An 11,307-nucleotide genomic window follows, 5' to 3' on the forward strand; every position below is an offset into this window, starting at 1 on the left:
GTTCCACGGCGCTTCATTAGATGCCATTTCCGTCGGGGGTGAAGCGTGTTTTCGACAAGGCATGGGGCCATTGATGGCGGGCGTAGAACGCATTCCACCAGCCGTTTCATATCGCGGAGCACTGCCGTCTGCCGATGGCAGTGACGTTCACTATGCAGACTACCTTGAATACGTGATTGAGAAAGAGGGCGGCATAGGCGCATTCATTGCAGAAGCCGTGCGTAACACCGACGTTCAGGTGCCTAGCAAAGCCTACTGGAAACGCGTTAGAGAAATCTGTGACAAACACAATGTCATGTTGATCATCGATGATATTCCCAACGGCATGGGTCGCAGCGGTGAGTGGTTTACTTACCAAGCCTACGATATTGAGCCTGACATGCTGTGTATTGGCAAAGGCTTTGGCGGTGGATTAGTGCCTATCGCAGCCATGGTAACCAAAGAAAAATACAACACGGCTGAATACATTTCTATGGGTCACTACACCCATGAGAAAAGCCCAATTGGCTGCGCCGCGGCATTAGCCAGTATGGAGGCCATCGAAAACGAAGGCTTATTGGAAAAAACCAAGGCCGATAGTGAGTACATGCTAACCACACTGAGCAAGCTGAAAGAGACATACCCGATTATCGGCGATGTTCGCGGTATTGGCTTGCTGTGGGGCATTGAACTGGTCACTGATCCGGTATCTAAAACTCGCGCCTTTGATGAAGCCGAAGCGGTACTTTATCAGTGCCTAAATAATGGGCTTAGCTTTAAGGTGTCGCAAGGCAATGTGATTCAACTGAGCCCACCGCTCATCATTGAAAGAGCGCAATTGGAAGAAGCCATTGCGATTTTTGAAGAAGCAATACGAACGGTAAGTTTGCAGTTTGACTACCCAATTAACTCAGTTACTTAACGCAAACATTTAACTAAAGAATTTAGCTGAGGCTGACAAGATGCATTCGACATCTCGAATGGCAGCCTAACAACCAACAACACTTAATTTAAACAGGCATGACTATGACAACAACATCTCCAATTCAAGCGGTCATTTTTGACTGGGCCGGCACCATCGTCGATTTCGGATCATTCGCACCCACCACCATTTTTGTCGAAGCCTTTCGCCAAGGATTTGATTTCGATATTTCTCTAGAAGAAGCTCGAGTCCCAATGGGCTTAGGTAAATGGGACCACATCAAACAGGTTGGTCTACTAGAAAGTGTCAATGCTCGCTGGACCAAACAATTCGGCCGCCCAATGAACAATGACGATATAGACACCATCTATGCCGCTTTCATGCCTTTACAAAAAGCAAAAGTAGCCGACCATGCCGCCCCGATTTTGAATGCAATCGAGGTCGTCAACAATCTGAAAGCACAAGGAATCAAGATTGGCTCTTGCTCTGGCTACCCGCGTGAAGTCATGGATGTGTTAAGCCCTGTCGCCGCAGACTATGGCTATAAACCTGATGCCATTGTCGCAACCGATGATCTTGCCCAAGGTGGCCGTCCGGCACCCTACATGGCGCTGAAAAATGTGATTGATTTAGAAGTGACCGATGTGAAATCGTGCATCAAGGTCGACGACTCTGCACCAGGAATTTTTGAAGGCCATAATGCAGGGATGTGGACAGTGGGTCTATTGCTATCTGGCAACGAAGCTGGGCTGACATTAGAAGAGTTTCAAAACGCTGACGAAACGACTCTAGAAATGGCTCGTACACAAGCGGCTGAGAAATTTTCAGCGTCTGCACCGCATTACCTTGTCGACACTATCAGCGATCTGCCAAAGGTAGTGGCGGATATTGAGCGCCGTATTCAAGCCGGTGAGCGCCCATAAATCATTCTCTACACAACGCCTCTGCACATTGTCTAAACACCAGAGTGAGCAACGATCATTCACTCTGGTGCATTAGCTCTTCCCTTTCCTTTCCTTTCCTTTCCTTACTCTACCTACTAGGCAAGAAGAAAAATTGCACACCTCTACTTAGAAAGCATGTTTATATCAGTACTAATATCATCGATGAGTTGCCTTGCAGATTCATCTCTGTGCTGAACGAGCGCAATGAACAACAAATCAGTAATGATGTTTTGAGCAGTACGCGAGGCAATCGACGAACTGCGGTATTGGCTCTCATCCGCTATCGTATCGAATGATAAGTCTGCAAGGCTTCGAAGTTTACTCTTTCTCGGTGACGTGAGAGCGATGACCTTAACGCCCTGCTCCTTCGCGGTTTCTGCCGCCACTAAGACTTCTTTCCTCTCACCTGAGAACGAAATAACCACTTGGACATCTTGAGGTTTAAGGGTTCGCGCGATGGCAACCTGAACATGGCTGTCTTGCTCTGTTAACGCTGTAATTCCGAGTTTAAGGAGCTTGAAACTGAACTCCTTCGCCGTCAGTGCCGAGCCACCAATACCGACGACCTGCACTCTGTGTGCGGCATCTAACAACCGAATGGCTTCTGCACACGTTTCTAAAGAGAGTGCATTCGTTGTTTGAATCATGGCATCCGTTTTCTCTTTCACGAGCTTTTGTGAAATCACCGAAAAGGGATCGTCTGCAAGAATATTACTATGCAGAGGGATAGTGTGACTCGCGTGCTTTCGTCCTATCTCTTCGGTTAGAGCAAGCTTGAACTCACTGAACCCTTTGAAGCCAATTCTTTGAGTGAATTTTACGACACTAGACTGGCTCGAATTGGTCGCTTTCGCTAACTCTTGGCTGGTTAACGACGCCGCTTGCTCCATGTTATTCGCTACCCAATCCGCTATTTTTCTCGCATTTTCTGAAAGTTGTGTACGGCGACCGACTACTTTACTCACGACTGACATGGTAAACCTCAATTAATTCGAATAAATTATTCCAACCAAAGAATAACAACAAACCCACCTATATTGCTATTTATAGACAAATTATCGGTATTTAATTCAATTTTATCTCCATTATTCCACTTTAAACACCCCTCTAGAATAACTTCAATTGTGATTCCCATCACTCACTTGGAATATTTTATTCCTTATCATCGCCCTCAGTTTGTATTTGGTAAGAGAAAAGTAATGAAGATTGATTTGAGCCATTTGGTCACAGAGAGTCGTAACCCTGCAAGTGCTGACATAGATACACTATCAACAGCAGACATGCTAGCCGTCATTAATAGAGAAGATCAACGAGTGGCCCTAGCGGTTGAAGAGGTTCTTCCTCACGTCGCCAAAGCGGTTGATGCCATCACTCAGGCTTTTGCAAGAGGTGGACGCCTCATCTACATCGGCGCGGGCACGTCTGGCCGCTTAGGTATTTTAGATGCCAGTGAATGCCCACCCACCTACGGAACCAACCCTGACCAGGTCATTGGCGTCATCGCGGGCGGGCATCAAGCCATCCTCAAAGCGGTCGAAAATGCTGAAGATGACTCAACCTTAGCTCAGGCAGATTTGAAGTCACTGTCTCTAACGGACTCTGACGTTGTTGTGGGCATTGCCGCAAGCGGACGAACGCCCTATGTGCTGGGTGGGCTCTCTTATGCTCGATTCATCGGCGCCGCCACGGTTTCCGTGTCATGCAACCCAGGATCGCCAATGGTGCGTTCAGCCGATATCGCGATCACACCGGTTGTCGGCCCTGAAGTGGTCACCGGTTCATCGAGAATGAAAGCAGGGACAGCGCAGAAGTTGGTTCTCAATATGCTCACCAGTGGCGCAATGATTCGCAGTGGGAAAGTGTTTGGAAACTTGATGGTCGATGTCGAAGCGACGAACGCCAAATTGGTACAGCGCCAAATAAACATTGTTATAGAAGCAACGGGTGTGGCTAGCGAACGAGCCGAGCAAGCTTTGCAAGCCTGTGACCATAACTGCAAGACCGCCATTCTCATGATTCTTGCCGATATTACGGCTGAACAAGCGTATCAACGTCTTGAGAAAAGTGGTGGCTTCATCCGCACTGCGCTGGTTAACGAATAAGCACCTCATGAATAAAGGGTAATTCTTATGGCAAAAATAACGCCTTCAATGATAAAAGCTTTGCTCGTCGCCGTCGGTGGCAGTGGCAACATTAGTAAATGTGGCAACTGCATGACTCGATTACGTTTGGCCTTGGTCGATACGCATCAAGCAAACTTAGACACCATCAAAAAGACATCGGGCGTACTGGGTGTGGTTGAGAGCGATGAACAGCTTCAAATCATCCTCGGTCCTGGAAAGGCGCAACAAGCTTCTGAACTGATGAACAGCATGATGGTTGATGGTTCGACCGGCTCTGACCGTTCATCGACCGACCGTTCATCAACCGACGGTGCCGACCTATCCATGGTTGCGGCTGAGCAAAAGAAGCAGATGAAAAGCAAGCAAACCAGCGGCATTCAACGGTTTCTGAGCAAATTCGCGACCATTTTCACGCCATTAATCCCTGGTTTTATCGCCGCTGGATTACTGCTAGGTTTCGCGACACTGCTTGAGCAAATCTACGTCTTGGATCAAGACCCAAGTCAAACCATGCTCGATCTTGTGGCTTACATGAAAGTCTTTGGTACGGGTCTGTTCGCCTTCTTGAGCATTTTGATTGGCTACAACGCTCAGCAAGCGTTTGGGGGATCCGGTGTTAACGGCGCGATTTTAGCTTCTCTGTTTGTTCTGGGTTACGACCCTGCTGCAACATCCGGTGTTTATTCAGGAATGAGCGAATTCTTTGGATTCTCTATCGACCCTCGCGGCAACATCATCGGCGTGCTACTGGCCACCATTATAGGTGCACATGTCGAACGACAAGTTCGAATGTACATGCCTGACGATCTCGACATGATCCTCACGTCGGTTGTGACTCTTCTCATTATGGGCGCGGTCACCTATTTATTCATCATGCCTATTGGTGGTGAGTTGTTTAAAGGCATGTCTTGGTTGTTCCTCAACCTCAATGACAATCCATTTGGTGCGGCGCTATTAGCTGGTCTGTTCCTCATCTCGGTTGTCTTTGGCATTCACCAGGGCTTCGTGCCCGTCTATTTTGCTTTGATGGAAGCGCAAGGTTTTAACTCCCTATTCCCAATCTTAGCAATGGCGGGTGGCGGTCAAGTCGGTGCGTCAATGGCGCTGTACTTTAAAGCGAAGAAAGACTCCCTTCTCCGCACGCAAGTAAAAGGCGCGATTGTACCGGGTTTACTGGGTATCGGTGAGCCGCTCATTTATGGCGTCACCCTCCCAAGGGTTAAGCCATTTGTCACGGCCTGTGTCGGTGGCGCGGCAGGCGGGTTCTTCATCGGGCTGGTTTCCTACCTTGGATTGCCCGTCGGTTTAAACACAGTGTTTGGCCCTTCGGGCATTGTCGCTGTGCCATTAATGACTTCTAGCAGCGGAATTTTTGCAGGGATGGCAGTGTTTGTTATTGGTCTTCTAATTTCGTATGTCGTGGGTTTCTTTGCGACGTATATGTTCGGTTCCAAAAACGTTGATTTAACTTAGGTAAAAGCAGTAATGAATATAAATAAGATCATTTTGAGTACAGCAGTATTGTCTGCTGTGGGTTGTTCGAGTGGCATAAATAAATTCAGTAACCAAGACCTAGAACAGTACCAACAGCAACCTGAAAAATACGCTGAAAGCATCGTGGGTACGATGAATAACCGAGAGCTAATCGGTCAAACATTAATGATGGATTTTCGCTCATGGGGAAAAGACGCTTACACTGACGAAGATCTGCCTGTCACTAGGGTAAATGAAGACATCAGCGGCATCATTACCGATTACCACATTGGCGGCGTAATTCTGTTTCGCCAGAACCTCATCAACTCCAATCAAATCGTTGAGTTTACAGATGCATTACAAGCAGCCAGCAACAATCTTCCGCTTCTGATCGCGACCGACCAAGAAGGCGGTTACGTGACGAGACTGCAAAATGGGACAGAAATGCCGGGCAACATGGCACTGGCCGCCTCGGGTGACGCTAACAATGCGTATACGGCAGGAAAGATTCACGGTAACGAACTCGCGGCGCTGGGGATCAACTATAACTTTGGCCCAGTGGTTGATGTCAACGTGAACCAGAACAACCCAATTATCGGCGTACGTTCATACAGCAGCAATATCGATGTCATCAACGAAATGTCTACCGCCTACATGGATGGCATTCATAAATCGGGAGTCATTAGTGCTTTAAAACACTTCCCAGGGCACGGCAATGTAAGTGTCGATTCGCACTACGATCTACCAGAAGTAAGCTATTCACGCGAAGAGTGGGAAGCCATTGACTTAGCGCCGTTCAAATACGCTATCGAGCACGGTACTGATTCCATCATGTCGGCTCACGTGACCTTACCAAGCGTTGACGACACCATGATCAAGGCAACACTCAGTGACAAAGAGATGTTGATTCCGGCCACCTTCTCTAAGCCAATCCTTACGGGTATTTTGCGAGACCAAATTGGTTTTGATGGCCTCATTGTGACGGATGCGCTCGACATGGGAGCGATCGCTGACAACTTCGATAGAAACTATGCCGTGCACGCCTCTCTTGTGGCAGGTGCCGATATTGCTCTGATGCCTCTTCAAATTACAAACCAAGAAGAGATCAAACAATTAGACAGCCTGTTTGCTTCGCTTGAAGACAAAATGAAAACCGATCCTGAGTTCCATGAGCGAATGAAGGAAGCGGCCACTCGTGTCATTAAGAAGAAGCTAGAAATGGGGCTCGTTTATCAAGACTCTGACAAGCAACTTGCCATCGACACCGTTGGCTCGGAAGCGCACAAATTGGAAGAGAAACAGGTCGCCGATGCTTCGATTACTCTGATTGAAAATGAAAACGACGTTCTTCCCATTGATCCAAGTGCAGTGAGCAATATCTTGGTCATCTCAGATGAAGGCAGCCGAAATGCACTCGTGTCAAAGTACTTAAATGTCGTGAAGCAAGAAACAGGGAATCACCCAATGTTCATTAGCGAGATTAAAACGCCGCTATTGGAAGATAACCTGAACGCTGACGAACTGCGCAAAACGATTTCGAAATCAGACCTCATCATTATGTCGACGTACAACCTGACTGGTCATGCCATCGATGCGCAAAAAGTGGTCGATATTGCCAACGCAGAAGGTAAGAAACTGGTCATGGTTTCTACTCGCAACCCGTATGACATTGCACATGTAGACAACGTTAAAGCGAATATCGCCATCTACGGTATTACCGGCTTCGATGTCACAAACAATGATCGTAACTCACTGGAAGCCAACATTAGCTCAGGTATTCGCACTCTGTTCTTAGACCCGAAAACAGAGCTACCACTGAACGCTCCAACAGGCTCGTTACCCGTTGAAATTAAAGGTGATAACGGCGACGTTCTGTACCCATTCGGCCACTCAGTTAGCTACAAATAATAATAATCTGGAAGCAATAAAATGTTTAATTCTAAATCCAACATTACCTTATTAGCAGCGCTTTTACCTACCCTAGTGATGGCCCAAGAAGACAATACCGTGTCGGCCTCGACCGAAGAGCTAACGCAGAACTTTACATCCGAATGGAACGTCGCCTCTAACATCTATATGGAGTTAGAAAAATTTGAAGGGCACAGAGATGCTGATGGCAACGCTATCATCGACAAATTGACGCCCGTGGCACAACTGTTCATCAATAGCCCGAATTCAAAGTGGAGCTACTTCCTTGAACATAAAGTCGCGCGACGTGCAATCACCGAAGATCTCAACACAACCGATCACTCTTTCCAAAGAAATCGCGCGCAAATTGGGGCCACTCGAAACATCGTTCGCAATGAAGACGTGACCTTCAACCTGAATGCAACGTATCGAAAAGAGTCCAACGATTCTGCATCGGGTACCGACGCTCGCGGAAGCCACAATTTATTTTGGGTCATGCCAAGCGGTGAATTTAAGATAACCGATAAACTCTCGTTCTCGTATTGGGATGCGTTCTACTACTACGACCGTTTCGCTGGCGACAACGACTACGAATGGGAAGCAGAGCATGGTTTTGCGTATAAACACAGCGACAACTTCACGGCCAAAGTTTACCTGTACACGGATTGGACATGGGATAACGACCAAAACAAGAACTGGGAACAGAACCAGATTCGTGGTTACTTCCCAACGAAGATCAATGACGATTGGAGTGTGATGCCTTACTTCCGTTACTTCATCAACGAAAAGATTTACGACAGTTCAAACAACTACAACGTCGTCAATGAAACCGATGATGGTCTGCGTTTGGGTCTCAACATTGACTACAATTTGAGCCCAAAATCAACCTTGTGGGTTGGCATGGCTTACGAAGAAACAAAGTGGGATAAGTCTAAGTCTGCGGGGCTAACTAGCGGCCCAGATAACAGCCAAAAATTCTACCTTGCTCAAATAGGTTGGAAATATAAGTGGTAAAACAATAGCACCAAGCCAATATTCATGAATCTAAACCGCAGTTCACTGTCTGCGGTTTTTCTGTTTAAGTCACTGAATTTTCTAACCGGCTTTCTCTTCGACACGAACTGTATACCTGTATTTATTTCAATGGATCCAGCAGCGACTGCCCAAGCTATTCCGCGTCTTCCTCGAACGGCACTCTCGATTTTCATGCTCTCTACGCCTTTATTTGACTATCTTCCTCATTGGCAGTGAGATATAAATGAGTAAAAGACTTTACCTTAACTTAGGTTCAACTTTTATGATGATATCAACCTATTGATCCCCCTCTTTCGGAGTACAAATGAACATAGACGCTTTTTTGAATCGCATTCAGTTTGAACAGACACCGTCTCAAAACTTAGAAACTCTGACTCACCTACAGGAGCAGTTTCTAACTCACGTTCCCTTTGAAAACCTAACCATTCAACAACGTGTACCGATCGACTACCACCCGCTTGCCGTATTCGACAAGGTCGTTGAACGCAAGCAAGGTGGCGTCTGTTATGAGCTCAATAGTCTATTTTGTTATGCACTATTAGAAATGGGGTTCGATGCGCGTATTATTGCCGCGCAAATGTGGCCTGATAAAAAGCCGCGTGAAGCATGGGATTATGACCACATGGCCGTGATAGTGGCTTTAGACGGAACCGAGTATTTAATGGATGTCGGAAATGGTATCTATTTAGGCAAGCCACTTGCCATTAACAACAGCGATTCATCGCTGTCGGAAGGCATGCGCTTTCATTGTGAAAAATACGATGACGAACACCTCATTCTTCTCTGTCAGCCGACTTCATCTGCTGCGGAGCAAGACACCATTGAAGAGACGATTCAGCGCTATGTATTCAAGCCATCAGCAGTTGACCGAGATGACTTCAAACCAGCCTGTCACTTTGTCGAAACCTCCCCTGACTCTAAATTTGTTCAAAATCGTATCGTGTCAAAGTGGACCCCTGAAGGCCGCATTACACTTAGTGGCAATACCTTGGTGAAAACTGATCAAGATAAAAACCGAGAAGAAAATACCGTTGCTGAAAGCGATGTTAATCGGGTACTTGAACAGCACTTTGGCATTGGAAAGACGGAGTAGTGAGGTGTTCTCAAGCGTAACTGGGAACATTCAAAACCAATGTGACCTCTTTTAATCATCATCTAAAGAACCAATGTCTTCAATAGGCAGAACCTCTGCTTGTTGTTTCAATTATTTGGTCGATATGGCATAGACCTACCCCCTAACTCGAGCCTCGTCAAATTCAGTGCTCAACCTATATTTCTATATTTATAGAAATATATTGACGACATCATGGGTCAAGCGTATATTTCCATCATTCTAGAAATATAGAGAAAATAAATTATGAATATTACACAAGACATGGTGATGGACACATTGGGAATGTTTGCCTTCCTAGCTGTCGAGCTAACCATTTTGTTCTTGCTTATTAGCTACCTTGTGGGCGTACTTCAGGAGTACATTCCACCCGCTAAGATACAAAGTATCTTGAGTGGTAAAAACGGTAAGGGTTACATCATTGCGGGCTTCCTTGGGGCCATTACCCCATTTTGTTCGTGCTCAACCATTCCGTTTCTAAAGGGATTGCTTCGAGCAAAAGCGGGCTTTGGCACCATGATGGTGTTCCTATTTGCTAGCCCACTATTGAACCCAATTATCATTGGCTTATTTGCGGTGACCTTCGGGCTGAAAGTGACTCTTTTTTACTTCACGATCGCAATGGGTGTGTCTGTCATCGCAGGCTATACCTTAGAGAAGCTTGGCTTTGAAAAATACGTCAAACCAGAAGCGTACATTGCCCCAGAATCGAAAGGTTGCGGCTCTTCTTGCGGCGCGAAAGCAAAGCCTGTGAACAAGTGGGTTAAGATTTGGAATAGCACATGGAGCGATTTCAAAAAGGTCCTTCCTTACCTGATTGGCGGTATTGCACTAGGGTCAATGATCTATGGTTTTATGCCGACGGAGTTCGTTGCACGCGTGGCCAGTGAAGACAATCCACTTGCGATTCCTTTTGCAGCGGTCATCGGCATTCCACTCTACATTCGTGCAGAAGCGGTGATTCCATTAAGTGCGGCGCTGGCGGAAAAAGGGATGGGGCTTGGTGCGGTCATGGCGTTGATCATTGGTAGCGCAGGGGCAAGTTTGACGGAAGTTATTTTGCTCAAGTCGATATTCAAAAACAAAATGATTGCCGCGTTCCTATTCGTGATTATCGGCATGGCCATCAGCGCAGGATTTTTGTATCAGTTCTTGTTCTAGGCTTTATAGCAAGCGTTGAACAGATACGCTGAACTTAAACTCTAAACATAAACACTGAGCATAAACAAAGAAAGGCACACCACGGTCTACTCGCCATGGTATGCCTTTTCAGTTTATTGTCGTTTAAGACGAGACAGTAAAAAGAACCTATCTCGTTGTGTTGATCTCGAGTTCTTTACTCGTTTGCCAGCGCTAATCCATTAGTTTTCGCGCTCTTCTTTTCTCGATATTCAAAGATGATAAGTAACCCAACGGCAATCACAACACCGCCAAAACAGAAATACAACGCACTGTAATAATCAAACAGTTCACCGACCACCCCAATGGCGAGGCTAGAGGTCAGTACGCTGATATTCAGCATATTTGAAAACAGTGTTGAGGCTGTACCGAGTTGATCTTTCATCATATCTTGCAAGGCCACCATGCCAAGAGTCGCGCATATTCCAATAAAGAACCCATTCAATATTTGAGCGGCCAACATAGCGAAGAAAGTGGTGCTGGAGAGCATGACGAGATAGAAGAGAGCACCCGCCGACACTGCTAAAGTCATGATCCTAACCGTGCCGACTCTTTCCGCCATTTTCCCTGCGGCGAGCATAATCGGAATCTCACACGCGGCGGCCATTCCGAACAATAACCCTAGCCAGCTCA

11 protein-coding genes are annotated in these 11,307 nt (G+C 46.6%); 9 read left to right on the top strand and 2 right to left on the bottom strand.

Annotated elements, in window-relative coordinates; genetic code table 11:
- Together BCU12_RS19915 and phnX are read left to right on the top strand one after the other, a co-directional pair.
- Positions 1 to 901: aspartate aminotransferase family protein (locus tag BCU12_RS19915; RefSeq protein WP_102405999.1), on the top strand; the 901-nt coding region annotated here is incomplete at its 5' end.
- A 104-nt stretch (positions 902 to 1,005) separates the two neighbouring features.
- Positions 1,006 to 1,824 (top strand): phosphonoacetaldehyde hydrolase, encoded by an 819-nt coding sequence (gene phnX / locus BCU12_RS19920; RefSeq protein ID WP_102406001.1) that lies wholly within the window; start codon positions 1,006 to 1,008, stop codon positions 1,822 to 1,824.
- Between the two features lie 143 nt (positions 1,825 to 1,967).
- On the opposite strand, the gene BCU12_RS19925 is transcribed toward phnX, so the two are convergent.
- Complete coding sequence (locus BCU12_RS19925; protein WP_102406003.1) at positions 1,968 to 2,819, bottom strand: SIS domain-containing protein; 852 nt, start codon at positions 2,817 to 2,819, stop codon at positions 1,968 to 1,970.
- Positions 2,820 to 3,044: 225 nt separating this feature from the next.
- On the opposite strand from BCU12_RS19925, the gene murQ reads away from it, so the two are divergent.
- The 7 genes from murQ to BCU12_RS19960 all read left to right on the top strand — a co-directional run bounded on the left by murQ (position 3,045) and on the right by BCU12_RS19960 (position 10,656).
- On the top strand, positions 3,045 to 3,947 hold the full coding sequence (gene murQ, locus BCU12_RS19930; protein WP_102406005.1) for an N-acetylmuramic acid 6-phosphate etherase: 903 nt from the start codon (positions 3,045 to 3,047) through the stop codon (positions 3,945 to 3,947).
- 27 nt (positions 3,948 to 3,974) lie between these two features.
- Positions 3,975 to 5,441 carry a PTS N-acetylmuramic acid transporter subunit IIBC gene (gene murP, locus BCU12_RS19935; protein WP_102406007.1) on the top strand — a complete coding sequence of 489 codons (1,467 nt, stop codon included), beginning with the start codon at positions 3,975 to 3,977 and terminating at the stop codon, positions 5,439 to 5,441.
- Between the two features lie 12 nt (positions 5,442 to 5,453).
- Positions 5,454 to 7,349, top strand: coding sequence for a glycoside hydrolase family 3 protein (locus tag BCU12_RS19940; RefSeq protein WP_102406009.1), 1,896 nt, complete (start codon positions 5,454 to 5,456; stop codon positions 7,347 to 7,349).
- Positions 7,350 to 7,370: 21 nt separating this feature from the next.
- Positions 7,371 to 8,363, top strand: coding sequence for an OmpG family monomeric porin (locus BCU12_RS19945; protein WP_102406011.1), 993 nt, complete (start codon positions 7,371 to 7,373; stop codon positions 8,361 to 8,363).
- 24 nt (positions 8,364 to 8,387) lie between these two features.
- Positions 8,388 to 8,600 (top strand): hypothetical protein, encoded by a 213-nt coding sequence (locus BCU12_RS23550; RefSeq protein WP_133153901.1) that lies wholly within the window; start codon positions 8,388 to 8,390, stop codon positions 8,598 to 8,600.
- Positions 8,601 to 8,688: 88 nt separating this feature from the next.
- Entirely contained in the window at positions 8,689 to 9,477 is a 789-nt protein-coding gene (locus BCU12_RS19955; protein ID WP_102406015.1) for an arylamine N-acetyltransferase, read from the top strand.
- Between the two features lie 261 nt (positions 9,478 to 9,738).
- Positions 9,739 to 10,656, top strand: a complete 918-nt coding sequence (locus tag BCU12_RS19960) for a permease (protein WP_102406017.1) — start codon at positions 9,739 to 9,741, stop codon at positions 10,654 to 10,656.
- Positions 10,657 to 10,831: 175 nt separating this feature from the next.
- On the opposite strand, the gene BCU12_RS19965 is transcribed toward BCU12_RS19960, so the two are convergent.
- Positions 10,832 to 11,307, bottom strand: a 476-nt coding sequence (locus BCU12_RS19965) for an MFS transporter (RefSeq protein ID WP_133153902.1), incomplete at its 5' end; no start/stop codon positions are given.

The sequence above is a fragment of the Vibrio sp. 10N.261.55.A7 genome, from assembly GCF_002877365.1.
GTDB lineage: Bacteria > Pseudomonadota > Gammaproteobacteria > Enterobacterales > Vibrionaceae > Vibrio.

What these genes read in the sequence shown, in the direction of transcription:
- phnX (WP_102406001.1), top strand. Translation starts at nt 1,006, where the DNA reads ATGACAACAACATCTCCAATTCAAGCGGTCATTTTTGACTGGGCCGGC.
- murQ (WP_102406005.1), top strand. Translation starts at nt 3,045, where the DNA reads ATGAAGATTGATTTGAGCCATTTGGTCACAGAGAGTCGTAACCCTGCA.
- BCU12_RS23550 (WP_133153901.1), top strand. Translation starts at nt 8,388, where the DNA reads ATGAATCTAAACCGCAGTTCACTGTCTGCGGTTTTTCTGTTTAAGTCA.
- BCU12_RS19945 (WP_102406011.1), top strand. Translation starts at nt 7,371, where the DNA reads ATGTTTAATTCTAAATCCAACATTACCTTATTAGCAGCGCTTTTACCT.
- BCU12_RS19925 (WP_102406003.1), bottom strand. Translation starts at nt 2,819, where the DNA reads ATGTCAGTCGTGAGTAAAGTAGTCGGTCGCCGTACACAACTTTCAGAA.
- BCU12_RS19955 (WP_102406015.1), top strand. Translation starts at nt 8,689, where the DNA reads ATGAACATAGACGCTTTTTTGAATCGCATTCAGTTTGAACAGACACCG.
- BCU12_RS19940 (WP_102406009.1), top strand. Translation starts at nt 5,454, where the DNA reads ATGAATATAAATAAGATCATTTTGAGTACAGCAGTATTGTCTGCTGTG.
- murP (WP_102406007.1), top strand. Translation starts at nt 3,975, where the DNA reads ATGGCAAAAATAACGCCTTCAATGATAAAAGCTTTGCTCGTCGCCGTC.